Source organism: Bacillus sp. FJAT-14266, from assembly GCF_001719225.1.
Taxonomy (GTDB): Bacteria; Bacillota; Bacilli; order Bacillales; family Bacillaceae; genus Bacillus; species Bacillus subtilis.
In genome coordinates, this window is the sequence record NZ_CP017072.1 from 2,181,268 (window position 1) to 2,204,639 (window position 23,372).

Annotated in this window: 25 protein-coding genes, 1 other RNA gene and 3 pseudogenes; 18 read left to right on the plus strand and 11 right to left on the minus strand. The window is 40.1% G+C overall.

Annotated features, from left to right (window positions below; translation table 11 throughout):
* Positions 1–145: 145 nt before the first annotated feature.
* The 4 genes from azoJ (at position 146) to BGM23_RS11675 (ending at position 4,222) form a co-directional block, all read left to right on the plus strand.
* Positions 146–772, plus strand: coding sequence for an FMN-dependent NADH-azoreductase AzoJ (gene azoJ, locus BGM23_RS11655; RefSeq protein ID WP_003231260.1), 627 nt, complete (start codon positions 146–148; stop codon positions 770–772).
* A 235-nt stretch (positions 773–1,007) separates the two neighbouring features.
* A non-coding RNA gene (ssrS, locus tag BGM23_RS11665) (6S RNA) lies at positions 1,008–1,194 on the plus strand.
* Positions 1,195–1,335: 141 nt separating this feature from the next.
* A complete protein-coding gene (recQ, locus tag BGM23_RS11670) occupies positions 1,336–3,111 on the plus strand; it encodes a DNA helicase RecQ (protein WP_029726826.1) in 1,776 nt (591 codons plus the stop codon).
* A 247-nt stretch (positions 3,112–3,358) separates the two neighbouring features.
* Positions 3,359–4,222 carry a LysM peptidoglycan-binding and 3D domain-containing protein gene (locus tag BGM23_RS11675; protein WP_003231267.1) on the plus strand — a complete coding sequence of 288 codons (864 nt, stop codon included), beginning with the start codon at positions 3,359–3,361 and terminating at the stop codon, positions 4,220–4,222.
* A gap of 596 nt (positions 4,223–4,818) precedes the next feature.
* Here BGM23_RS11675 and desR read toward each other — a convergent pair.
* The 5 genes from desR to BGM23_RS11705 form a co-directional block, all read right to left on the minus strand.
* The gene (desR, locus tag BGM23_RS11685) at positions 4,819–5,418 is read right to left on the minus strand and encodes a two-component system response regulator DesR (protein ID WP_004399356.1); all 600 of its coding nucleotides are present in this window, start codon (positions 5,416–5,418) and stop codon (positions 4,819–4,821) included.
* Positions 5,419–5,436: 18 nt separating this feature from the next.
* Positions 5,437–6,549, minus strand: a complete 1,113-nt coding sequence (gene desK / locus BGM23_RS11690) for a two-component sensor histidine kinase DesK (RefSeq protein WP_015251908.1) — start codon at positions 6,547–6,549, stop codon at positions 5,437–5,439.
* Positions 6,550–6,668: 119 nt separating this feature from the next.
* Positions 6,669–7,727, minus strand: a complete 1,059-nt coding sequence (gene desE, locus BGM23_RS11695; protein ID WP_029726828.1) for a Delta(5) desaturase DesA — start codon at positions 7,725–7,727, stop codon at positions 6,669–6,671.
* A gap of 153 nt (positions 7,728–7,880) precedes the next feature.
* Positions 7,881–8,858: a S66 family peptidase gene (locus BGM23_RS11700; protein ID WP_029726829.1), complete on the minus strand. Its 978-nt coding sequence runs from the start codon at positions 8,856–8,858 to the stop codon at positions 7,881–7,883.
* 63 nt (positions 8,859–8,921) lie between these two features.
* Positions 8,922–9,419 (minus strand): N-acetyltransferase, encoded by a 498-nt coding sequence (locus BGM23_RS11705; RefSeq protein WP_014477061.1) that lies wholly within the window; start codon positions 9,417–9,419, stop codon positions 8,922–8,924.
* Positions 9,420–9,589: 170 nt separating this feature from the next.
* Here BGM23_RS11705 and BGM23_RS11710 point away from each other — a divergent pair, with 170 nt between their 5' ends.
* Complete coding sequence (locus BGM23_RS11710; protein ID WP_015251912.1) at positions 9,590–10,372, plus strand: VLRF1 family aeRF1-type release factor; 783 nt, start codon at positions 9,590–9,592, stop codon at positions 10,370–10,372.
* A 136-nt stretch (positions 10,373–10,508) separates the two neighbouring features.
* The gene (locus BGM23_RS11715; protein ID WP_003231280.1) at positions 10,509–11,045 is read left to right on the plus strand and encodes a DUF420 domain-containing protein; all 537 of its coding nucleotides are present in this window, start codon (positions 10,509–10,511) and stop codon (positions 11,043–11,045) included.
* Positions 11,046–11,134: 89 nt separating this feature from the next.
* Here the strand turns inward: BGM23_RS11715 and BGM23_RS11720 are convergent, their stop codons facing one another.
* Positions 11,135–11,812, minus strand: coding sequence for a lysozyme family protein (locus BGM23_RS11720; RefSeq protein ID WP_014480011.1), 678 nt, complete (start codon positions 11,810–11,812; stop codon positions 11,135–11,137).
* 194 nt (positions 11,813–12,006) lie between these two features.
* Here BGM23_RS11720 and czrA point away from each other — a divergent pair, with 194 nt between their 5' ends.
* Positions 12,007–12,330 carry a Zn(II)-responsive metalloregulatory transcriptional repressor CzrA gene (gene czrA, locus BGM23_RS11725; protein ID WP_003231284.1) on the plus strand — a complete coding sequence of 108 codons (324 nt, stop codon included), beginning with the start codon at positions 12,007–12,009 and terminating at the stop codon, positions 12,328–12,330.
* 26 nt (positions 12,331–12,356) lie between these two features.
* On the opposite strand, the gene csk22 is transcribed toward czrA, so the two are convergent.
* Positions 12,357–12,902: a mother cell-specific sporulation protein Csk22 gene (gene csk22, locus BGM23_RS11730; RefSeq protein WP_029726830.1), complete on the minus strand. Its 546-nt coding sequence runs from the start codon at positions 12,900–12,902 to the stop codon at positions 12,357–12,359.
* Positions 12,903–13,107: 205 nt separating this feature from the next.
* On the opposite strand from csk22, the gene BGM23_RS11735 reads away from it, so the two are divergent.
* The 7 genes from BGM23_RS11735 to csaA all read left to right on the plus strand — a co-directional run bounded on the left by BGM23_RS11735 (position 13,108) and on the right by csaA (position 17,902).
* Complete coding sequence (locus BGM23_RS11735) at positions 13,108–14,049, plus strand: helix-turn-helix transcriptional regulator (protein WP_046663346.1); 942 nt, start codon at positions 13,108–13,110, stop codon at positions 14,047–14,049.
* Positions 14,050–14,102: 53 nt separating this feature from the next.
* A complete protein-coding gene (locus BGM23_RS11740; RefSeq protein ID WP_014480008.1) occupies positions 14,103–14,585 on the plus strand; it encodes a GyrI-like domain-containing protein in 483 nt (160 codons plus the stop codon).
* Positions 14,586–14,661: 76 nt separating this feature from the next.
* Positions 14,662–15,363, plus strand: a complete 702-nt coding sequence (locus tag BGM23_RS11745) for an MBL fold metallo-hydrolase (RefSeq protein ID WP_046663343.1) — start codon at positions 14,662–14,664, stop codon at positions 15,361–15,363.
* A 5-nt stretch (positions 15,364–15,368) separates the two neighbouring features.
* Positions 15,369–15,944, plus strand: a complete 576-nt coding sequence (locus tag BGM23_RS11750; RefSeq protein WP_017697555.1) for a TetR/AcrR family transcriptional regulator — start codon at positions 15,369–15,371, stop codon at positions 15,942–15,944.
* Between the two features lie 77 nt (positions 15,945–16,021).
* Positions 16,022–16,765 carry a GNAT family N-acetyltransferase gene (locus tag BGM23_RS11755; protein ID WP_029726833.1) on the plus strand — a complete coding sequence of 248 codons (744 nt, stop codon included), beginning with the start codon at positions 16,022–16,024 and terminating at the stop codon, positions 16,763–16,765.
* Positions 16,766–16,779: 14 nt separating this feature from the next.
* Positions 16,780–17,505, plus strand: coding sequence for a helix-turn-helix domain-containing protein (locus BGM23_RS11760; protein WP_072592544.1), 726 nt, complete (start codon positions 16,780–16,782; stop codon positions 17,503–17,505).
* A 64-nt stretch (positions 17,506–17,569) separates the two neighbouring features.
* The gene (gene csaA, locus BGM23_RS11765; RefSeq protein WP_029726834.1) at positions 17,570–17,902 is read left to right on the plus strand and encodes a chaperone CsaA; all 333 of its coding nucleotides are present in this window, start codon (positions 17,570–17,572) and stop codon (positions 17,900–17,902) included.
* A 248-nt stretch (positions 17,903–18,150) separates the two neighbouring features.
* Here the strand turns inward: csaA and BGM23_RS11770 are convergent, their stop codons facing one another.
* On the minus strand, positions 18,151–19,587 hold the full coding sequence (locus tag BGM23_RS11770; protein ID WP_119899493.1) for a flavin monoamine oxidase family protein: 1,437 nt from the start codon (positions 19,585–19,587) through the stop codon (positions 18,151–18,153).
* A gap of 128 nt (positions 19,588–19,715) precedes the next feature.
* Here BGM23_RS11770 and BGM23_RS11775 point away from each other — a divergent pair, with 128 nt between their 5' ends.
* From BGM23_RS11775 to BGM23_RS22150, 4 genes and pseudogenes are all read left to right on the plus strand, one after another.
* Complete coding sequence (locus BGM23_RS11775) at positions 19,716–20,282, plus strand: SMI1/KNR4 family protein (RefSeq protein WP_046663338.1); 567 nt, start codon at positions 19,716–19,718, stop codon at positions 20,280–20,282.
* Positions 20,283–20,369: 87 nt separating this feature from the next.
* Positions 20,370–20,524: pseudogene (locus tag BGM23_RS22140) on the plus strand (T7SS effector LXG polymorphic toxin); the annotation flags it as partial.
* Positions 20,522–20,876: pseudogene (locus BGM23_RS22145) on the plus strand (DinB/UmuC family translesion DNA polymerase); the annotation flags it as partial. The pseudogenes BGM23_RS22140 and BGM23_RS22145, both read left to right, overlap by 3 nt.
* 221 nt (positions 20,877–21,097) lie before the next feature.
* Positions 21,098–21,298, plus strand: coding sequence for a hypothetical protein (locus BGM23_RS22150; protein WP_021481449.1), 201 nt, complete (start codon positions 21,098–21,100; stop codon positions 21,296–21,298).
* Between the two features lie 153 nt (positions 21,299–21,451).
* Here the strand turns inward: BGM23_RS22150 and BGM23_RS21885 are convergent, their stop codons facing one another.
* From BGM23_RS21885 to BGM23_RS22400, 3 genes and pseudogenes are all read right to left on the minus strand, one after another.
* Entirely contained in the window at positions 21,452–21,595 is a 144-nt protein-coding gene (locus BGM23_RS21885; protein ID WP_153801665.1) for a hypothetical protein, read from the minus strand.
* Positions 21,585–22,715 carry a response regulator aspartate phosphatase gene (locus BGM23_RS11785; RefSeq protein WP_046663334.1) on the minus strand — a complete coding sequence of 377 codons (1,131 nt, stop codon included), beginning with the start codon at positions 22,713–22,715 and terminating at the stop codon, positions 21,585–21,587. Before BGM23_RS11785 ends, BGM23_RS21885 begins: the two co-directional genes overlap by 11 nt.
* 132 nt (positions 22,716–22,847) lie before the next feature.
* A pseudogene (locus BGM23_RS22400) lies at positions 22,848–22,940 on the minus strand (phage holin); the annotation flags it as partial.
* Positions 22,941–23,372: the final 432 nt, after the last annotated feature.

The following is a 23,372-nucleotide window of genomic DNA, read 5'->3' on the forward strand; positions in this document are numbered from 1 at the left end:
GCAAGCAAGTACACCGATATTAGATGTACTTGCTTTTTTTTGAAAAAAAATCTCATATTCAAAATAAAGTGATTGACTTTGCGTAAAAAAGAAAGTAACATACTATTTGTAAGTAAATATAAAAAGTTTACCGGGAGGAATACAAATGTCTACAGTTTTATTTGTAAAATCAAGCGACCGTACAGCTGAAGAAGGCGTTTCAACTAAACTTTACGAAGCTTTCTTAGCTGCTTATAAAGAAAACAACCCTAATGATGAAGTGGTTGAATTAGATCTTCATAAGGAAAACCTTCCTTACCTTGGCAGAGATATGATTAACGGAACATTTAAAGCAGGTCAAGGAATGGAAATGACAGAAGATGAGAAAAAACAAGCAGCAATTGCTGACAAATATCTGAACCAGTTTGTAAAAGCTGACAAAGTTGTTTTCGCATTCCCGCTTTGGAACTTCACAGTGCCAGCAGTGCTTCATACTTATGTTGATTATCTGTCTCGCGCAGGCGTTACATTCAAATACACACAAGAAGGACCAGTCGGTTTAATGGGAGGCAAAAAAGTTGCGCTTCTTAACGCTCGCGGCGGTGTCTACTCAGAAGGACCAATGGCTGCACTTGAAATGTCATTAAACTTCATGAAAACAGTTCTTGGTTTCTGGGGTGTTCAAGACTTGCACACAGTTGTCATCGAAGGACATAACGCAGCACCTGATCAAGCGCAAGAAATCGTTGAAAAAGGTTTACAAGAAGCAAAAGATCTTGCTGCAAAATTCTAATAAAGCCAAGACTCCTATCGTTACAAATAGGAGTCTTTTTGTATATACACATTAATATAGAAGAAAATAATCATTCGCTTTTAGCAATAAAGGCTATTTTTTTATTGTAATATATTTTTTGTTTGTCGAATTGTCAGGTATTTTGGAGAAAAAACAGTTTTATTCACTGGAAAAAGTTTTTCTAAACAATTGTTCTGACCTCTTGATTAAAACCGCCTGATGGTGTACTATATTAAAGAAGCTACTTTGTGCGTATTGTTAATTAAGTTTTAACCTTTAAGCTGTAATAGGGAGTTTTATATCGAAGCCGGAATGTCATGCCTCCATTGCAGAGGACGACAGGAACGTTTCTGCAAACACCCACTTTGAGGAGTGGTGGTTTAAAACTTTCTTACTTGCATACGGCAAGACGTAGCGAAAGCCATTTCCTTTTCGGAAATGGCTTTTTATTTTATCTAAAAAGGTTTGGCATAGTGAATATTCCATTTTTGTGTGAAAGAAATGAAGGCCGCTTTTTTATGATATGATGGGAGAAATTCAAGGAAAAGCGAGGTTTACACGTTATGTTACATAGAGCCCAATCCCTTCTGGCTCATTATTTTGGTTATGAGAAGTTTCGGAGCGGCCAAGATGAAGCGATCCGCTTGGTGACGGAAGCGAGGCAAAATACGGCCTGCATTATGCCGACGGGAGGCGGCAAATCGGTTTGCTATCAGATTCCGGCATTAATGTTTGAAGGGACGACGATCGTCATTTCACCGTTGATTTCCTTGATGAAGGATCAAGTTGATGCGTTAGAAGAAGCGGGGATTAACGCCGCCTACATTAACAGCACACAATCCAATCAGGAAATATATGAGAGGCTGAACGGACTCAAAGAAGGAGCTTATAAGCTTTTTTACATTACACCAGAGCGACTAACGTCCACAGAGTTTATCCGGATTTTGCAGGGGATAGATGTTCCTTTGGTCGCAATAGACGAGGCGCACTGTATTTCTCAATGGGGCCATGATTTCAGGCCAAGCTACAGGAATATTGAAATCTTGTTCCGTGAATTACACGACAAGCCTGTCATCATGGCGTTAACAGCAACAGCCACACCCGAGGTTCATGATGATATTTGCAAACAGCTGCATATTCAAAAAGAAAACACGGTATATACCGGATTTTCCCGAGAGAATTTAACCTTTAAAGTAGTAAAAGGAGAAAATAAAGATCGGTTTATAGACGAATATGTGCAAAACAACAGGCATGAAGCAGGAATTGTCTATACCGCGACCAGAAAAGAAGCTGATCGGATATATGAGAGATTGAAACGAAATCAAGTCAGGGCAGGTCGGTATCACGGAGGTTTGGCTGATGATGTGAGAAAAGAGCAGCAGGAAAGGTTTCTTAATGATGAGCTTCAAGTGATGGTGGCAACCTCTGCTTTTGGAATGGGTATTGATAAATCAAATATCAGATTTGTTCTGCATGCACAAATCCCGAAAGATATGGAAAGCTATTATCAAGAGGCAGGACGAGCTGGACGGGACGGTCTTGCCAGTGAATGTGTTCTCCTGTTTTCACCGCAGGATATTATGGTGCAGCGTTTCTTAATTGAGCAATCAGAACATGAAGAGAAACAAAAGCAGGATTTAAAAAAGCTGAGACAAATGGTCGACTACTGTCATACGGAAGATTGTCTGCAGCGTTTTATCCTTATGTATTTCGGAGAAAAGGAGCCTGATGCGTGCGGACAGTGCGGAAACTGTACCGATACAAGAGCGGCCCATGACGTGACGCGGGAGGCGCAAATGGTCTTATCTTGTATCATTCGCATGAAAGAACGGTTTGGCAAGACGATGGTTGCACAGGTGCTTGCCGGCTCCAAAAATAAAAAAGTTCTTGAAAACGGCTTTTCCGACCTTTCAACATACGGGATATTAAAACACCAATCCGTTGGCGAAATCAGTGATTTTATCGAATTTCTTATTTCTGACGACTTCATCAGGATGTCAGACGGAACGTTTCCGACTCTTTTTGTCAGCAGTAAAGGAAGGAATGTGCTGAAAGGAGAATTATCAGTAGCGAGAAAAGAAGCGTTAAAAGCGGCAGCGATTACTGAAAATGACGAGCTATTTGAACGATTGCGCATGGTTCGGAAAGAAATTGCGGCTGAGCAGGGTGTTCCGCCATTTGTTGTTTTCTCTGACCAAACGTTAAAAGAAATGTCAGGAAAACAGCCCGTAAATGATGATGAACTTTTGTCTATAAAAGGAGTCGGAGAACAAAAAAGAGCAAAATACGGCCGGCTTTTTTTACAAGAAATACAAGCTTATGCAAGGATGACAGACTAAAAAAACAGAAAAACAATCTTTTTTTCTATAAAAAACACATTTTATTTTCTCTGTTTCGCCTCAAAATAAAAAGACCTGCGAAGCCTATTATATCAAGGGTTCAGCAAGTCTTTCCATCAGAGAGAAATCCTTCATGTAAAGGAACTGTAATCTAAATCATATCTTTTTGTTATTGATTTGACATTTACGTGTGTTACGATATCACCTGTTAGCCGCCAATAAAAAGCTAACAAGGGAGGATTTACTTATGAAGAAGACGATTATGTCCTTTGTGGCAGTTGCTGCACTTTCAACAACTGCATTCGGAGCTCACGCTTCTGCAAAAGAAATTACGGTGCAAAAGGGTGATACGCTCTGGGGAATCTCTCAGAAAAATGGAGTGAACCTAAAGGACTTAAAAGAATGGAACAAGTTAACTTCTGATAAAATCATTGCAGGAGAAAAACTGACCATTTCTTCAGAAGAAACAACCACGACTGGGCAATATACAATTAAAGCGGGAGATACGCTTTCTAAGATTGCTCAAAAATTCGGCACGACAGTCAACAACCTGAAAGTTTGGAATAACTTAAGCTCTGACATGATCTATGCTGGATCAACTCTTTCAGTAAAAGGTCAGGCAACAGCAGCAAACACAGCAACTGAGAATGCGCAAACAAACGCACCTCAAGCTGCGCCAAAACAAGAGGCTGTGCAAAAAGAGCAACCTAAACAAGAAGCTGTACAACAGCAACCTAAACAAGAAACAAAGGCTGAGGCAGAAACTTCTGTTAACACAGAGGAGAAGGCTGTTCAATCAAATACAAATAATCAAGAAGCTTCAAAAGAACTAACAGTTACTGCTACTGCTTACACTGCTAACGACGGCGGCATTTCCGGCGTTACAGCTACAGGCATTGACTTAAATAAGAACCCAAACGCGAAAGTTATTGCGGTTGATCCTAATGTAATTCCGCTAGGTTCTAAAGTCTATGTTGAAGGCTACGGGGAAGCAACAGCAGCAGACACTGGCGGCGCTATTAAAGGAAATAAAATCGACGTATTTGTACCAAGTAAAAGTGATGCTTCTAATTGGGGCGTCAAAACTGTAAGTGTTAAAGTCTTAAACTAATAATATAGATTGTGATAAAAGACATGAGCTTTTGGCTTGTGTCTTTTTTTGTTCTGCTTAGAGCTGTTTATATCATATGCTGATAAAAGAAAGTGGTCCCGTTTTTCTCTTTATGTGCGATTCAGGGGCTCTCGGGTTAAAAGATTGGTTCCACATTACAGAGACATTCGGCATCATGACATTTATAGCTGGTTCTTTGATCAGCGAAACGAGCTGGTGTTGTATCTTTTTTGGCAGATAATAAGCAGTTGGATGTAGCAGATGCCATTTATGGAATCGGATTGATTTCAGACGGTTTTTTATTGTGATATTAGGCTCTTGCAGTTGGGCATGGCAGCTTCGGGAGCGAAGTGGCACAACTTTGTCATACTGAAAATACAAAATAATCAATATCAGAAATTCTGCTGATGTGCAATGGCCGACCATTTTAACAGGGATATCATTCAATCCAGTCTTTTATCGGGCTGTTAACCAAGCAATCGTTCAGCGGGCGTAGGAGCGAGGATATGGATCAATTTAATTCTGGTTGCGACGAGGTTCTCAAACGGGAATTTCAGGTTAACAAAAAGGATCCTGGCAGATGCCAAGATCCTTTTTTATTTAAACCAGCCTTTTTCTTTTGACCGGGTAATGGCTTCAATTCGATTTTTCACTTCAAGCTTTTCTAGAATCATTGAGATATAATTCCGCACCGTCCCGCTTTTGATGCTGAGTTCCTGAGCGATTTCTTTTGTGTTTTTACCGTCAGCCACAAGTTCAAGCACTTCTTTTTCTCTATCTGTAAGAGGGTTAGCTTCGCTGTATAAGTCCTCCATCAGCTCAGGTGCATAGATGCGTTTTCCATTCATGACGCTACGGATGGCGTTTGCCAGCTCTTCACTCGGACTGTCTTTTAACAAATAGCCTTTAACGCCAGCTTTAATAGCTCTCTGAAAGTAACCGGGTCTGGCGAAGGTGGTTAAGATGATAATTTTGCAGCCTGTATCTTTTAGCTCCTCAGCAGCTTCAAGCCCTGTTTTTCCGGGCATTTCAATGTCCATAATACATACATCAGGCTGGCGTTTTTTGACAAAATCAACAGCATCTTGGCCGGTTGTACCTTTGCCTACGACTTCCATATCGTCTTCTAGGTTTAGAAGTGATCCTAAAGCGCCCAGCAGCATTTGCTGATCTTCTGCAATAAATATACTAATCATATAAGCCATCCTTTATGTTTATTTTGAATTATTAGGAATTGCCATGGTAAGCTTGGTTCCGTTTTCGGTATCGATGTGAAGGCTTCCGTTTGCAAACTCAAGCCGTTCTCTCATCCCGAGTAAGCCATGTCCTTTAGAAAAGGAATTTTCTTCTCCTTTGAATGTTCCATCGTCAGACACTGTTATCACAACTTCCTTCCAGAGCTGCTGAATGTCAACTCGGCAAGTTTTAGCCTGGCTGTGTTTGACGACATTTGTGACAGCTTCCTTTAAGCACATGCTCAAAATGTTTTCATTCAGCAATGAGATATTTTCGGGCCATTTCTCTTCTTCATAGATAAACATAATGTCAGCTGCTTCGAGAATTTGTTTGATGTTGATCAATTCATCCTTGAGCCGGATGCCCTTCATAGAGGAAACGATTTTTCTTACTTCATTTAAAGAAGTTCGCGCTGTTTGCTGAACACTTTTCAGTTCACGAGCTGCTTGTTCGGGATCTTTGTATATCAATTTTCTTGCTAAGTCGCTTTTTAAACCAATAAGAGAAAGCTTTTGCCCAAGCGTATCATGGAGATCGCGGGCAATTCGCTGACGTTCTTCTAATTTTACCAGTTCTGCAATCCGTTCATTTGCATCCTCGAGCTTTTCTTCAAGCCGTTCGCGCTCCTTGCGGCTTCTTATACTGAAGGGCAATAAAATTGCGCTGATGAGGGTTATGACGACAAAAGGAATTTGTGTCAGAAAGAATTCCTTCTTTAATACGAGACTGAAATTGGCTGCGACGGCTGCGCTTATTAAATGGACATAATATAAAATATGAAAAGGGACGCGTTCCTTAATGTTTCCTATAAAATAGGCGATAAAAAAAGCAAAATAAATATAACTGAACAGAGTAATGGAGGCGGTTGAAATGCCAATTAATAAAAATCCCCACAAATAAATGGTCCAGCCTTTTGAGACAAAAGCAAATCGATATACCGAAAAAAATAAAAGCGTCAAAATGATGCCGACAATAATAACAAATGTAGATGATGATTTCCATATAAAGTAGAAGGGGAGGATGAAAAATATCGTCCATATATAGGGCGTAATCCCGTTTAGTTTTTGAAATGTAAAATGATTTTTAATCATGATCTTACCTCATTTTCAGCTTTTCATCTTACTTGTAACTTTATCATTGTGAAAGCCAGAATGCACCCTCCAACAATAAAAAGGAAGCCTTCTAGTATATTAGAAGACCTCCTTTATCATCAGGCATTCTTCCGCAGTTTCTGTTTTTCTGGTGAATCAGGCGGAAGGCTTACAGGTATATGTTTTATAGCCCGAAATGACACAAACTGTTTGTTATCTTCATCCCATAGACGGAACGCGAGTGATTGCAGGCTTGTTTTTAAGGTGATTGTCGGTACGTTTTTTAATGGTTCGTGATGTTCATGAGCAATTTCAAGCTTATAGTTAGGCACCTTTGGACTCAAATGATGAACGTGGTGGTAACCAATATTGCCTGTTAGCCATTGAAGCAGTTTCGGGAGTTTATAAAATGAACTGCCTTCAACAGCAGCCTGAACGTAGCTCCAGTTTTCATCCGCTTCAAAATAAGAATCTTCAAAGGTATGCTGCACATAAAACAGCCAAACACCGATTGAACCTGAAATCAGAAATATCGGGCCTTGCACCAGTAAAAACGATTGCCAGCCAAAGATCAGACAGCAAGCGGCAGCCAACGCGACAATTGCCAGATTCGTAAGGTATGTGTTTACACGTTCCTTGCGTCTTGCGCCTTTTTTGTTAAAACGGTTCGTGATCAGAAAAACATAAATCGGTCCGAGAATAAACATGATAAACGGGTTTCTATAAAGTCTGTATGCAAGCTTTGTTCGTCTGGATGCAGCTTTATATTCGTTTACTGTTAACATCCAGATGTCTCCTGTTCCGCGTTTATCCAGATTGCTGCTAGTTGCATGATGAATCGAATGGCTGTGCTGCCATTGAAGATACGGGAATAAAGTCAGGACACCTGTCAGAAAACCGAGAATGTGGTTATAGCGTTTTTGTTTGAAAAAAGATTGATGGCAGCAGTCATGGAAGATGATAAAAATTCTTGTTAGAAAACCTGCGGCAATCACCGTTAATGCTAACGTAAGAAGATAGGAGACATCGAGGCTGAGATAAGCAAGAAACCACAGGCCGAAGAATGGGATAAACGTGTTTAAAAGCTGAATCAGGCTGTTTTTTGTTTCAGGCTGAGCAAATGCAGCGACTTGCTTTGTCAGCTGTTTTTGTTTATGTGCAATGGTTTGTTCAGTCATAGTAAGTATCCTCTCATTGTGTGTCTCGGTTCAGTATACGCTAATGAGAGAAGTCTTTTGTAGTAGCACACATCATGCCTCCTATATGACATTTGTCATGTCTCGTGCGGCATGCATGCGCTAAAAAAGCTTGTAAAAAAATTTACAAGCTAATTAATGTTTATCAATCCATATGCGTGATGTACCCGAAATAGCTTCAATCCTGCATGTTCCTCCTATAGGGAACGTGGCAATTGGCGAGGTATGTCCGGCATTTATATTTGCGATGATCGGGATGCCGGATAATTCTTTTTTTGTTTCGATCATGGCTTTTACAAGATCCATTGATACGTTTGATGCTTTCTGAAATCTGCCGATCAAAATCGCCTTTACATGTGAAAAAGCGGGGAGGTGGATGAGTGATTGCAGATCGCGGTCAAACATGTGGATGTCTGACATATAATCATCTTCAATCAATAAAATAGTATGTTCTGTTTCAGGAAAATACTCCGTACCCTGCAGCAAATTAAGCGTGCATAAGTTTCCGCCAATTAAAGTGCCTTCCGCATAACCTTCTTGGATTACTACAGGGCCCTTATTAGGATAAAAACGCCTGTTTTCTTGATCCAAAAACCAGCGATCATCGCTCCACTCACTTGAAGGAAGAATTTCAAACGGGTCGTCCGAAGCGCAGCAAGAAAGAAAATACTCTTGTGTATAATCAAGCCCTTTTTTCATTGCAAATGTTGAGAAGTGGGGACCTGAATACGTAACAAGACCCGTTTTTTGATAAATAGCGTTGCAAAGAGCGGTTATATCGGAATAGCCGCACAGAATTTTTGGATGTCGTTTGATTTGCTCGTAATCAAGATAACGCAGCAGCTGATTTGAATTAAACCCTCCGAGTGTCGTTAAAATCGCTTTGACGCCTGGATCAAAAAAGGCAGCGTGCAGATCATGGACTCTTGACTCGATAGAGGATGAATCAAATTCGTTACATTCATTTGCGTGTTCAGCGATGGTTACCCGATAACCTAAGCGTTCTAACGCCGTTTTTGCTTGGATTTTTGCTTCATTTGTTAATATAGACATGCTGGTCGCGGGAGACACGATCCGGATTTCGTCTCCCTTTTTCAGTTTTGAGGCGTACATAGAACCCTCCATCAATGGTTTTATACCATTACAGCATATCTTGGCTCTTTCTTCCAGACTTTTTTACAAATCAACCCACTTAATGCTGCCGGATTGGGTATCATGATCGATACATACTTTGAATTGATGTTTTTCATAAAAGTGAATCAGCCGGTCTACATGATTCCAATCCCGTTTGGCGATGTCTCCGGTGACTTTCGGTATATTGTGGTCTCTTGCAATATCTTTTAAATATTTCATGCAAATGGAGCCAAACCCGTGATTCGGAGGGCCTTTGATGTCCCCTATATGAATGGCATCGTCCTTGTAAGACGCTACAAGTGAAAAACAGCCTTTTCCTCGGTATGCCGTTTTACAATCAGTTAGCATAATTTTGCATGTTTGGCCATCATCAATCGAGGAAACAATCATCCACTCATCATGTTTCGATTGATCAATACCAAGCACTTTGGCATCTTTAGATAAATCCTTCATATTCTCCTGCATGCGATAAATTTGAAATTCTAAATCATTTAGTTCTTCTTCAAGCTCTTGACGATTTTTTTCTTTAATAGTAAACAAGATCAAACTCCTTTCAAAAATCAGCTTAGAAACACAGTTACCAATTGTATTAGAAGAGAGGCGTATTGTAAACAACAATTCCATTATTACTAGAAATTAGCGGAAAGTCAGGTTTGATCGTTTTTAAGAGAGGAAAAAGAAAACTAACCTGTGAAAAAGGAGGAATCAGAATGGCGATTGATTCATTGATTAACAAATTACAGTATGTCCAATTGGAACCGCCGGATAAAATTCTCTCTCTGTATCTCAATACAGACATGAGAGATCCAGAGCAGCAGGGGGGAGAATGGAAGATTGCCCTAAAGTCAGGATTCAGCCGATTAAAAGAGTATTTGGCAGCTAGTGATCCAGAGGAGGAAAAGTGTCTGGATGGAATCAGGGCTAAAATGAATCAATACTTGAATGCAATGGGAAAAGACATGCCCCGCAGTCTCGTGTTTTTTGTTTCCGACAGCGGCATATGGGAACCTATTAAGCTTCAAGTCCCTGTAGATACAAGATTTTACTGGGAAGAAACAGCTGTCCTGGATCAGCTGAAGGGTTTGCGCCAGGCATACCCAAGTACGGCGTTTATTTTAACTCAGCAGCATGAAGTAAAAATTATTGAAACTGTTTTAGGAAAAATTGAGGCGGTGGAGCGTTATGAGTATGATATGATCAATGAGTCTTGGAAGAATAGCCATTCCGCTGTAGACAAAGCGCCACCATTTGAAGAGAACCGGATGAGGGAACATGTAACAGAGAACCAATCGAGACTGTATAAGCGGCTGGCTGCCAGCCTTGATCAAAAAGCTGCCGCGAAAAGATGGGAACGAATGGTTATTGCCGGGGATAAAGAAACGGCCGATATCTTGGATCAGCATATGAATAAACCCATTCATTCGAAAATTCAAAAGAACCTGCTGAATGAAAATGAACATAAGGTCATTGAACATTTGATAAAAGAGGCGTAAACCTAACAGGCCGGGGCTAATAGCCTCCGGCCTTTGAAGTGTGTCTAATTTCTGACGAAGCAATCGAAACCGTTGACATCTTCTTTGAATTTGCATACGATTTGGATAGCCAGTACAAATTAGGAGAGGTCACCAAATGAACCAAACAGAAAATAAACCGAAAAATTACACGGGGATTGTCCTTACGCTGACAGTTCTGATTAACGGTTTAATCGCAGTGCTGTTTTTTATGCCTAAATTAGATCAGTTCAGCCATGCGAATATTCACATTTTGCCAATGCTGAATGCGATATTCAACAGCTTTACGTTTATCTTCTTATTGGCCGCGCTGATTATGATTAAACAGAAAAATATCAAAGCTCACAAACGCTTTATTTTGGCCGCATTCACAACAACATTACTATTTTTGATTTGCTATGTGACGTACCACTCGATTGCGGAAAACACGCTCTATGGCGGAGAAGGTATTATGCGCCCGATTTATTTCTTTATTTTAATTACACATATCTGCCTTTCTGCAATTATTGTGCCGCTTGCGCTGTTTACGCTGATCAGAGGCTTCAGCATGCAGGTAGAGCGCCACAAAAAAATTGCGAGATGGACAATGCCTCTATGGCTGTATGTAAGCCTTACAGGCGTTATTGTATATTTGATGATTTCACCGTATTATTAAAAGCCATACTCAGTATGGCTTTTTTCACGTGTAAACATGGCAAAAGCCCAAAATCATTTTTGGGCTTTTGTCAGTAAATTGATAGACTCTTATTCATGAGCCTTGGATTCCATGGTTTCAAGTGTTGCAACCTGCAAAGATTCTTCAACAGTTTTTGTTTTTTCTTTTACTTTTTCTGCATACGTATAATCACCGTAGCAATACGGATAGCGGAAATTTTTCGCATTTCCCCCGCAAGTATACAGATCAGGATTTTTTTTGACTTGCTGCTCGGAGTATTGTTTTGCCAATTCCTCAGTATGCGTTCCTCCATGTTCAGCTACAAAATCAATGTAACCTGCCCCCATGTTGTAGCTTTGAATAATGGTATCCAAATCCACGCCTTTTTCCTTACCGGTCTTGTACATGAGGGTAAATTGCTTGATGCCTTGTTTAACACTGAGTTGAGGGTCTGTTATCTCATTGCGTTTTAACCCCAGAGATTCAGAGGACTGCATGGGATCATTGCCTTTTCCTTTTGACTCCTGATACATCATGCCTAATATGAGTGATGTATAATTAGAGAGTCCTTGGCTTTCAAGCTCTTCTTCCACCAAGGGTTTGTAATCGGTTAAACGTTCCAAAACAATCGTTTTCGTATCGATCGGAAGTTTTTTGACTAAATCCCGGTTGAAAAAAAGCAGGACCAATAAAAAAGAGGCGATGACAAAGACAAAAATCATCATAAAACCCGCAGCAGCGAAACAGCCTTTTCTCTTTTTCTTCACTGTGTTTCACCCTCAATGTTTGGAGCAGTATGACCTTTTTTATTATGACATAAGACGGTATATCAGACCAAGTAAAAACCTGATTTGAAACATAAATTTAAACTATGAGATTGAAATGGAATACAAGCAGGCTGGTTTGCACTCAAGCGCATTTGTTATAAGATAAAACTATGAATAAAGAAAGGTGATAACATATGACTGAATTTAGAGAAACGGAACAATCGGCTGCTGATCTGGACGAGGAGACGCTGTTTCTAGTCGCGCAAACATTCAAAGCGCTTTCTGATCCAACCCGAATCAGGATTCTCCATTTATTGTCCCAGGGTGAGCATGCTGTAAACGGAATTGCAGAAAAGCTGAATTTACTGCAATCCACCGTGTCCCACCAGCTTAGATTTTTGAAAAATCTTCGGCTTGTCAAATCGCGCAGAGAAGGAACATCGATTTATTACTCTCCGGAGGATGAACATGTTTTAGATGTTCTTCAGCAAATGATCCATCATACACAGCATGATTGAAAAAGACATCCTTGCTTAACTCGCTGTTAGCGGGCAAGGATGTCTTTTTCTTTATTGTATTCGTGCTGTTCGAGTTCGTTTCTGCTGAGCTTGATGACAAAAGAAGAAAAACCGATATAATAAACGGCTATCAGAAAAAAGACGCCTATTGTCAGAGGGTCCGTTCCGATTGACTGACCGTAAGATCCAAGGCTGTTTAGATCAGGCGAGGTAAGATAAAGCTCTGTCACTCGATATAGAAATCTTGACAGGAATAAGGTTAGGAGAATCATTTCTACCCAAATATGAGTCCGAAAATAGATCTTTCCTCTGCGTTTTTCAAAAGAGATGTTTTTCTTAGCGAAAAAGACAAGGAGCCATCCGCCAAGAATGCCCAAAATGAGATATCCATATAAAAAAGGGTGAATGGCGCTGAAGATTGAAAGGCCAAAAGCAAACAGCGAGAAAAGAATGATACGGGTGAACAGCCAGCGGGGCTTCAGCGGCTGGTATCCGATGGACCTTTTAATTTTTTTATACAGAAAAAAGATGATGATCATGGCAGGATAAACGCTCTGAAGTGTAAGATGCATGATGTGAAATCCCCTCCGTTGAGAAGTGTATGCTTATCCGGTCGGAAATAGTAGCTGAAATAAATACTGAACACAAAAAAGAAGGGGAAACCCCTGTTTTCATAGCATATGCGAGGTGTATTCCGCCGCATAATAGATATGCCCAAGCTTTATCAAAATGTTATGATTGTTTTGTTGGAAAATACAAGAAGAAAAGGTGCGCAGAATGAAACTGGAACGTTTGTTAGCGATGGTTGTGTTATTGATCAGCAAAAAACAAGTGCAGGCTGCAGAGCTTGCTGAGCTGTTTGAAGTATCTGTCAGAACAATTTACCGTGATATTGAGACGATCAATAGGGCTGGTATTCCGATTGTGACCTCACAGGGTTCCGGGGGCGGAATTGGCATCATGGAAACGTATCGGCTTGAAAGAGAGTGGCTGAAGGAGGAGGAATTGTTTGCAATTGCTTCCGCTTTGCAAAGCGTTTCATCTATGTATGAACCCGTTTCTCACAGCACAGCCTATCAAAAAATCAAACACCTTATACCGGAGCACTCTGCTCAAGCATTTAAGCACCAAACAGAAAAATGGTTTATTGACATGACGGCTTGGGGCCATACTGAGGATCAAAAGACGCTGCGCGAGAAAATCAGCGCTGCCATCGATCGGTTGTCAACGATATCTTTTACATATACAAGCGCAAGCGGGGAAACACTACTTCGGGAAACTGAACCTTATACATTGGTTTGCAAGGCGGGGCACTGGTATTTATATGCCTACTGCCTGGTAAGAAATGATTTTCGCTTTTTTAAACTGAACCGGATGAAAGATCTGGCTATCTTACATCAGACATTTATCAGAAAAGACATTCAGCTGGACACTTTGCCATGGGATAAGAGTTGGTACCAAAAGGACCGTTTAACTGAATTGGTTATTCTTGTTCAGCCGTCAGCACGTCAGCGCATAGGTGAATGGTTCGGATATGATGTCCTTCACTGTTGTGAGGAAGATGAAATCTGCCGGGCAGTGATTTCACTTCCAGAAGATCCATGGCTGATCGGTTTTTTGCTCCAGTTCGGAAAGGATATTGAGGTTCTGCAGCCTCTTCATATACGGGATAAAGTAAAAGAAACCATTCATCACATGCAAAAAATATATGAAACCTGACACACTGCTGTCAGGTTTCTTTGTCTATAATCTTAAAAAAAGGAGGAGATCGTATGGGCTTTTCACATATAACACACTTAGACCGGAAACGATTTGCCGGACTGTCACAACGGACAAGCAACGCACTGGAAATGACGGAAGAAAGGAGGATTCCGGCACTGTGGGACCAATTCTGGAAGCAGGATATGAGCGCTCTTTTATCACAGGCTGAAAAAGACAAAAGCATTATTGCCTTATATTCGAATTATGAACAAGAGACGAATGGGTTTTATACGTTTTCAGTCGGAACGTTTCAGGAATACGACGACATTCTTCCGGGACCATATGAAAACATTGATTTGCCGGCTTCCGCTTACGCCGTTTTCACTTCCAGAATCGGTCCTATTGAAGAGATTGTGCTTGAAACGTGGAAGGAAATTTGGACTTGGGATAAGCGGCATCTGCGCACGTTTACAGGTGATTTTGAGATGTATGATCAAAGTGCCGCAGTGCCACAGCGAGCACAAGTTAACATTTATGTAGCGATAAAAAAATAATAAACTCTTGAAAAACTAATGGTGTTAGTTAATAATAAAACTAACGCCATTAGTTTTTGTTAGGAGGAATAAAAAGATGAGAATGACTCAGTACCAAACGGTTTGGCAGCTGACTTTTTTTCCAGCATTGTTTCCGGTTAATTGCTATTTAGTAGAGGAAGAAAACGAAGTCACCCTTATTGATGCCGCACTGCCAGGCAGCTATAAAGGGATTATTCAAGCTGTGAATCAGCTTGGAAAACCGCTTCAGCATATTTTACTGACTCATGCACATGGGGACCATGTCGGATCACTGGATACATTGGCACAAACATTTCCGCATGCAAAGGTCATGATCTCGGAACGGGATTCATTCTTGCTCCAAGGTGACACATCCTTGCGGCAAGATGAGCCGCAGACGCCTATAAAAGGAGGTATTCCGAAACACATACAAACAAAGCCTCACCAACTGCTGACGGGCGGTGAAATAATTGGTTCTCTGCTTGCCATTCCAACACCGGGCCATACACCGGGCAGCATGTCATTTCTTGATACAAGAAACGGCACTTTAATAGCAGGAGATGCGTTTCAGTTGCGCGGAGGAATCGCTGTATCAGGCCAGATAAAATGGGCGTTTCCTTTTCCCGCTTTCGCCACATGGAATAAGGAGGAGGCCATCAAAAGTGCACAATTGCTCGCAGATAAGGCGCCTTCCTGTCTCGCTGTCGGACATGGAAAATTCCTGCGATCACCTTCAGAGCGGATGAGACAGTCGATCCAAAAAGCAAAGAAAGGATGATGAGCATGTCACCGAGAATAGGTTTGACCCAAAAAATGATTGTAGACGCTGCAGCGGAGATTGCCGATCAGGAAGGGGTAAATGGTGTCTCACTTGCGGCACTTTCTAAAAAAATGAATGTGCGCCCCCCGTCATTGTATAACCATATCAACGGGCTGCAAGCGATCAGAGCAGAACTTGCTGTCAGAGGACTGACAAAGCTTTTTGATCAAATGGCGGACTCCGTAACCGAACGAAAGGGAGATTCCGCTATGCTTTCTTTAGCTCATGCATATGTTGATTTTGCAATTGAAAATCCCGGATATTATGAAGCGGCTCTGCTTAAGGTTCAGGACAAACGGACGGAAATCGTCTCTGACCAAATTGTCTGTCTTGTGACGAAGCTGCTCATTGAAAACGGCTATGCAAGTGAAAAGACTGCCATTCATGCGACAAGGGGGCTCAGAAGCCTGCTGCATGGCTTTACTGCTTTAATCGCAAAAGAAGCATTTGAACGTGAGGAGGACATTTTAGAAAGCCTGTCATTTTCAATTAGGACATTTTTGTCAGGATTATTAATAAACAATAAAAATATTATGTAAACAAACAAATGGATGTCTTATATTTCTGAATATTGTATAATATCAAGGGAGTATACATAGGGGAGAGGCATTATGCAATGGATGACATTCACAAGATTGAACGGTTAGCGGCAGCTTCATGGCCGGCTTATTTTCAAAAAAACATAGGGAAATGGCTTCTCAGAGCGAATTTTGGCGTAACCAAAAGGGCAAATAGCGTATGGACGTCTGCGGATATGCCTGAAGGGGATTTTCAGCTAGAGGCCGAACTTTTTTATCAAAGTTTAGGCTTACCTGTTTGTTTTCATATTAGCAACGCATCACCGAAAGGGCTTGATGACGCATTGGCAGACAGCCGTTATGAAAAGGTAGACGAGTGTTTCCAGATGACAGCGTTGTGCCGGTCAATTATGAGCCGAACAAATGACAACAGCCGATTTACATACAAGTGGGAACAAGAGCCATCATCTGTTTGGATAGATGAATTTATTCAATTAGAAGGGTTTTCACCCGAACGTCACAAAGGTTACAAACACATATTCGAACGCATGCCACCGTGTAAAACTTTTTTCAAGATGTATGACAAAGAAAGCCTTACAGCGCTTGGCACGGTTTCTGTCATTGATGGTTATGGCGGACTTAGTAATATCGTTGTAGCTGAGGAGCACAGAGGAAAAGGGGCAGGAACCCAAGTGATCAGGGTGTTGACTGAATGGGCAAAAAACAACGGAGCGGAACGCATGTTTTTACAAGTGATGAAAGAAAATCTGGCGGCAGTTTCTTTATATGAAAAAATCGGATTTTCGCCTATATCGGAACACCATTACCGGATTAAAAGCTGACCAAAGGAAGGAGGTTGCTGATGGATTCGCTTCAAGAGATGATTTGCGAAAAACGGACATACACACGCCTTTATCATTCACATAAGCACGCGTACAGCCAATTTCTTTTTCCGCTTGAAGGGAGTATTGATCTTGAGACTGAAGAGCGCCAGGTGAAATTAAAGCCAGATCATTTTTTATATATTCCTCCGGAGTGTGAGCATCGTTTCCGTTCTATCGGAAGAAATGAATGTCTTGTACTGGATGTTCCGCTTCATGCAATGAAAATTGATGAGTATCGTGCAGGATCGGGAATTGAAGCTGCACTCGATCCTTTCTGGTCTTCGATCAGGTACTTGCTGACAGAGGAAGCAAAGGCCGGAACAGCCAACTCGCTTCATATGCTAGTACAATACATAAAAGAAAAGCTTCAATCCCATAGCTATGCCTCAATTGCATACATTCACAGCCATTTATTTGAGCGGCTGACGATTAAGAAGCTGGCAGAAATCGAGCATTATCACCCAGCTTACTATTCAAGCTGGTTCAAAAAACAGACAGGGAAGTCCCCGCAGAACTATATTGCCGACCTTCGCCTTGAGGAAGCAAAACGAATGCTGATGGAGAGAAATGAAACTCTTACCGTCGTGAGCGAGGCGCTGGGCTTTCAAAACCTTTCTTCTTTTACAAGATGGTTCACGAAAAGCACAGGAATGCCGCCCCGCCTGTATCGAAACACCTTATATTCGGATAAAAAATGATGGCTCTTTAGTTAAAAGAATATTGTATATCTCCTTTACAATAGGAGAAAAAGGAGTTATTGATATGGCAGTTATTGAAGACTTTGAGAAATTGGATATCAGAACGGGAACAATTGTAAAAGCGGAAGAATTTCCTGAAGCAAGAGTACCGGCAATCAAGCTTGTGATAGATTTTGGGACTGAAATCGGCATAAAACAATCGAGCGCACAAATCACGAAGCGTTATAAGCCGGAAAATCTCATCAACAAGCAAGTCATAGCAGTCGTGAACTTTCCGCCCCGCCGGATCGCCGGATTTAAATCGGAAGTCTTGGTCCTCGGCGGCATACCCGGCCAGGCCGACGTCGTCCTTTTGCAGCCGGATCAGCCTGTCCCAAACGGCACAAAAATCGGATAACGCAAAAAAAGACGTTTGCCTAAGGCAAACGTCTTTTGCGTATTGAGGCGATGCACCACACGCCACATTCGTGTGTGCCGTAAGGCATGTACATCGGCTTACACAATTCAGCTCATCGCTATATGAATATAGCATGGAGGGCGAAGGAATGCAAGGATTACTTTGTTATTGTGATTGAATTTGTCCGTCTAATCAAGATCTTATTATATGAAATGTAATAATCTTTTAGTACAGAAGGTGAGCATGAACTAAGGTAAGCGATTGACCTCATAAGCAACACGTATTCCAGATTCAATCGCGCCTTGCATCCACGCATGAGTGAGTGAGGCGTGTTCTCCGGCGAAATGAATTCTGCCCTCAGGGACAGGAATATAGGGATACAGCTCTAATTCTTGTCCTGGTTCGAAAGCTGTAAAACCTCCCGCAGAATACGGGTACTGGCTCCAGCTAAAAGAAGTGCCAGACACAAATTCAGACCACACAATATCACCATAGATTTCAGATAAATCCAGTAAAGTATACTGGATACGCTCTCCTTCTGAAAGACTGTCCCATATTAGTGCCTCATCAGCCCAAGTATAACTCGCCAGAATGACGGCATGTCCATTTGCTCCAATATTTCTGCTTGGATAATATGAAAAACGAATCGGAAGATCAGTAATAGATTTGCCGCCGCGCTGACCGGCTTTTTCCCAAAATCGGCTTTTAAACTCTATGCCGATTTTTGTTGCACTGATATAGTTTAGCTCACGGATGGCCCTCCGTTTATAGTAAGAGAATGAATGGTATGGTTCGACTTTTACAAATCGCAATGTTGAAAAAGGAATGGTTACAATAGCGAGATCTGCTGTGAACGATGCAAATTCTGCCGTTTGTTGATGCTGACAATGGATCGTAACACTATTTTCACCCTGAGACATTTTCATCATTTTTTGATGGTATAGAATGTTTGTTTTTAATTGAGGAAGAAACGCGTGAGGCAGCAGATCCATACCGCCAGTTATCTCATAGAAGTGAGCGGGCGATGAAAAAAAGATAGATTCCCGCAATACTTCAACAAGGGACATCCCCATATACGCTTCCATATCCAAAAGTACACCGATCATATCGATCGCGCCATATGAAAAATACGTGTTTAAAAAAGAGCTTAACGAATGATTTTTGTATTGTTCTTCGACAATCCGCCAATTTCTCGCTGGATTTTGATTGATAAAATTTAGAATAGGCTGCAGTAAAGAAAGCAACAGCTCTTCAGACGTTTTCCCTTGTTCATTTGGTGCAACTGGATATCTCAATATTCCAGTAGCTCGTTCAAAAACTTGGAGACGTGTTTTGATTCCATTTGCATAAATGATGTCCATCGGGGTTCTGTTGATAAATACATTTGTTGGCAATTTGAATTTTTTGATATATTCTAAGGTTAACGAATGGTTATTCGGTATGCGCATCGGGCCAGCGTTGAAATACAAATCATCACTAAAGGGAGATCTCAAAGTGCAGACACGGCCGCCCGCTCTGCCGCTCGCTTCGAGAATCGTTACTCTGTGACCGGCATTTTTCAACAAAGATGCTGATACAAGCCCGGACAATCCAGCTCCTATAACAAGAATGTGCTTTGGATGCTGTGACGCGCTAAGGCCATTTCTAATGATCTTTACCATGTCATCATTCATTAGAGAATTCAATTTTTTGGAAGCACCTCTTTTTAGAATTTATTGCATTATATTCACTGAAAAGAGCACCTATCACGATCTGTTCACATCTTTTGGAATTTGAAAGGTTATTGTTAAAAGGAAATAAAGGGGTGATGTATGTGACTAACTTTGTTCATAAGACGGTAAATGGCTTGAAAAGTCTTTTAGACGAAAAAGGAGCCATTCAATTGTTTTGTTCTGAAGGGGATATCATGGAGTTCCTTGTTACATTTTCACAGGACAAAGCAACCCTTAACGACATTCAAAGCTTTGAAGCTAAACATCAGATTACCCTTCCAGAGGATTATCAGAAGTTCATGACACTGCATAACGGTGCGAAAATTTTTGAGATTCTTTCTGATGGGGAGAATATAGGTGGAGGACTTTATTTATTTAGCCTTGAAGAGATTGAAGAGGAGTTAAAATATGAGGATTTGTTTGAAGGCATCAATGGTATTCCAATTGGTCACTTATTAGAAGGGTGCCATTTGATGATCGACAAAGATAAATTGGATAAAGGGGATCCCAACTATCTTTTTATATTAGAAATAGGGGAATATACACCATTAAATTTAAATTTCGAGATATTTCTAGATCGGTATATAGAATCCAATGGGGCAACTTTTTGGGAATGGTGCTACTATACCGCAGAAAATTATTATAGAACACGATCGCACGATGTATAAGACAGTCAGTTCTGGCTGTCTTTTTCTGTTATTCAAGCAAATAATTGTGGTGAAATTTACATAGAGTAGGCTTGAAAGGAGAATGAAATGAAGGTATTTGAAGCTGATTCATTGCTCTCTGAAGCGGATAAAAGAGCCAAAGAGTACAAGGGACTAAGGTCGCAAATGGTGAGCTTAAAAAAGCGTTTAAGGAAGTAGCTGACCTAGATGACAGTGAGTTTTCAGGCAAGGGTGCTGACAACAAAGTTGGTCGAACAATCAGCCTGGGTATTGGATACAGTAAAGATGATCTTGGTGGTGGATTTCACCGAGCCAAAACAATAGATCTTCCCACAAATATCACGATGGACATATATAGATGTTGCTTAATAAGTTTTACTCGGGTAAAACAGTGAGAAGTATCTCAGTTACCTTATCAAATATTGAGGATGATGTTAATCATCAGTTGAGTTTATTTGAAGTGGATAATGATAAGAGAAGGAAACTTGGGTTTAGAAGTAATACAGATCGAAAGCGATTCTTAGAGTAGTTTCTTATACATCTGCTGGTACTGCGCTTCACAGAGCAGGGCTGACTGGTGGACATACATCATAAAGTTAAGATGATAAAACTACAATGTTAATTTGCTTATTTTAATAGAGAAACATAACGTATTCTGCCACCATACCTATGGTTTTACTAGACACAGAGGACATCTTTTCTTATACCATTAGACACAGTATGGCTTACTTATTTTTACTTAAACAGTTGGAAATGGTTTTTTCATCTGAGATAATAAAACCTACTTTTCTCATAAATAAACGAGGTGAAAATCAATGAATGGGATAGAATTTTTAGAATCTGTGTCACAACTGGGACAAATAATTTTATTGTTCTCCGGCTACGCCTTTTATTGGAGATTGAGTAAAATAAAAAGAGAACGAAGACTTACAAAATATGAAACTTTTCTTAGGTTCTTCGTAATGTTCGGCATATTAGCATGGGGGCTTTCGTTTCTTGCTTTGCATATGTGGTAACAAACTTTCCATTAAAATTTTATTTTGAAGACAAAAGACCACACTGACTGTATTTCGTAGTGCGGTCTTTTTAGTTTAATTAGCTAATGATTAATCAAGAGTTGACAAATTAGTAGCACCCATTGCTCGGTAATGTTTCTAATGGGTTAAATATTAAACAAAAAACTTGGTCGGTTGAATAGAAGTAATATTCCTTTTAGCTTCATGGAACTCTTTGTCATTCGAGGATGAAAAGCCACTAAAAATTGCTAATCCAACGACAACTGACAAGGTGGCTAATGCAAGTTTAAATTTCATATAAACACTCTCCTCTTTGTATTTGGATTCGGGCATCCACCATGACGTCAAAAAAGGTGGTTGAGTTTTCAAATTGCCCTATCTCCTTACAATAATTAGCCGTGTCGAGTGCTAATTCCTCTAAATCTGGATACATTACATTATCTTTAAGTACAGAAAAAGTTCGGAAAACTGTGCGTTTATCTATAGAGTCGATATATAAAGCCTTTAAGTAATTAAACTCAGCAACTAAGACATCATCGTTAATGGCTTGTGCTTTCTTGATTCCTTTTTTATAAAGAATAAAGGCTTTTTCAATATCCTTCATTTTGAAGTAAATTTGTGTCAGTGTAAATAACGTATGAGGGAGAAGGTCACTTTTATCGTTTTCGTACAATGAGACTGCTTGTTCAATATATTCAGCAGCTTTGTCATACTTTTTCATCTTATAATAACAGTTCCCCAAATTATATAACGATGCACCAATTAGTTTGTGCTTGTTTATAGCTTTCGAATCTTTTAATGCTCTTTGAAGATGCGGAACTGCTTTTTCATGACTTTCCAGATCATCAAAGTTGCCTGCTACAACAAAAGCACATTGTATTCGGCGAACAGTATAAGTTTTTTGGTCTTTATAAATGTTAAGTGCTGCTTCAGCATAGTGCATTGATACATGGGTTTGTTTCATGTGATAATACACTTCAGCCATTTTGAAATAAAACTCAGCTCGTTCAATTTCGTCTGTTACTAAAGCGAGCTTTTTCTCAGCAATTTTATATGACCTTATTGCTTTTATATAATCCTTCTTATCAAATTCGTACATTCCTCTAAAGAAATTGCAGTAATATTCCAGGACACCTTTAAGCTTTGTTTGACTGCTTTCGATCTTTTCTAATAAGTCTGAAATTTTAGGGCGTTCTTCATTCAATGACTTAGGTTCAAGGTAATCCAGCATTAGCTGATGACGAAAACACATTAGAGAATAATACAACAATAAGTCTTGATCTTCCTTCATATGTTTTATTTCTTCTTCAACTTCTGCTTTTAATATCTCAGCATCTGGAACGGCGAACATCCGTATGTATTTATACCACTCATTGATTTTAACTCCAACCGTGGATGACGGAATTAATTGCTCCATTGAAATCCCTCCCTCTATGTATCCAATAGACTAAATATGTAATATTTTATCATATTTAAGTGTTTAAGGAAGATTAACATTTTCTTAAAAAGCGAAAAAAATACCCTCTTCAATTAAGAGAAGGGCGGGGTTTTATCTCGGTGAATCATAATCCATTGCTTGTTTACTATCAGAAATACCTTGAGTTGTTGAGTCAACAATGATACCCATTGCAGTTAAAAAAGTTAGAAGTGCATTAAATTTCTATGTTAAATCGTCACCAAATACAGTCAAGTCGTATAACGTACACGAATAACATGCTTATCGTAAAAATTTATAATGAGTTAAAAAAAGACAGTAAACATAAGGATTTTTGATACTTTAATTAGTGAATAGGGGGTTAACGATAAAACGTAAGTGGGAGTAGGGAAAAGTGGTTGTTTTAAGGAGATATTGATAAAAAGGGAAAATTTTCAGAAGGAAAAACGTTGATAATATAGGCTTTTACGATAACGATTACGATGTGAAATAGGGCGATTTAAAGTGAAATTAGGAAAATGAAAATTTGGATAGGGTGTGGAAATGGAAGTGCTATGAGTACATTTGTTCTTGATTTTGAGTATTTGGATGTTAATAGACCCCACATATTGGTTTAAATCTCTATATAATAAGTCTTAT

Coding starts and splice junctions, on each gene's coding strand:
- azoJ (WP_003231260.1), top strand. CDS start 146: ATGTCTACAGTTTTATTTGTAAAATCAAGCGACCGTACAGCTGAAGAA.
- recQ (WP_029726826.1), top strand. CDS start 1,336: ATGTTACATAGAGCCCAATCCCTTCTGGCTCATTATTTTGGTTATGAG.
- BGM23_RS11675 (WP_003231267.1), top strand. CDS start 3,359: ATGAAGAAGACGATTATGTCCTTTGTGGCAGTTGCTGCACTTTCAACA.
- desR (WP_004399356.1), bottom strand. CDS start 5,418: ATGATTAGTATATTTATTGCAGAAGATCAGCAAATGCTGCTGGGCGCT.
- desK (WP_015251908.1), bottom strand. CDS start 6,549: ATGATTAAAAATCATTTTACATTTCAAAAACTAAACGGGATTACGCCC.
- desE (WP_029726828.1), bottom strand. CDS start 7,727: ATGACTGAACAAACCATTGCACATAAACAAAAACAGCTGACAAAGCAA.
- BGM23_RS11700 (WP_029726829.1), bottom strand. CDS start 8,858: ATGTACGCCTCAAAACTGAAAAAGGGAGACGAAATCCGGATCGTGTCT.
- BGM23_RS11710 (WP_015251912.1), top strand. CDS start 9,590: ATGGCGATTGATTCATTGATTAACAAATTACAGTATGTCCAATTGGAA.
- BGM23_RS11715 (WP_003231280.1), top strand. CDS start 10,509: ATGAACCAAACAGAAAATAAACCGAAAAATTACACGGGGATTGTCCTT.
- czrA (WP_003231284.1), top strand. CDS start 12,007: ATGACTGAATTTAGAGAAACGGAACAATCGGCTGCTGATCTGGACGAG.
- csk22 (WP_029726830.1), bottom strand. CDS start 12,902: ATGCATCTTACACTTCAGAGCGTTTATCCTGCCATGATCATCATCTTT.
- BGM23_RS11735 (WP_046663346.1), top strand. CDS start 13,108: ATGAAACTGGAACGTTTGTTAGCGATGGTTGTGTTATTGATCAGCAAA.
- BGM23_RS11740 (WP_014480008.1), top strand. CDS start 14,103: ATGGGCTTTTCACATATAACACACTTAGACCGGAAACGATTTGCCGGA.
- BGM23_RS11745 (WP_046663343.1), top strand. CDS start 14,662: ATGAGAATGACTCAGTACCAAACGGTTTGGCAGCTGACTTTTTTTCCA.
- BGM23_RS11750 (WP_017697555.1), top strand. CDS start 15,369: ATGTCACCGAGAATAGGTTTGACCCAAAAAATGATTGTAGACGCTGCA.
- BGM23_RS11755 (WP_029726833.1), top strand. CDS start 16,022: ATGGATGACATTCACAAGATTGAACGGTTAGCGGCAGCTTCATGGCCG.
- csaA (WP_029726834.1), top strand. CDS start 17,570: ATGGCAGTTATTGAAGACTTTGAGAAATTGGATATCAGAACGGGAACA.
- BGM23_RS22150 (WP_021481449.1), top strand. CDS start 21,098: ATGAATGGGATAGAATTTTTAGAATCTGTGTCACAACTGGGACAAATA.
- BGM23_RS21885 (WP_153801665.1), bottom strand. CDS start 21,595: ATGAAATTTAAACTTGCATTAGCCACCTTGTCAGTTGTCGTTGGATTA.
- BGM23_RS11785 (WP_046663334.1), bottom strand. CDS start 22,715: ATGGAGCAATTAATTCCGTCATCCACGGTTGGAGTTAAAATCAATGAG.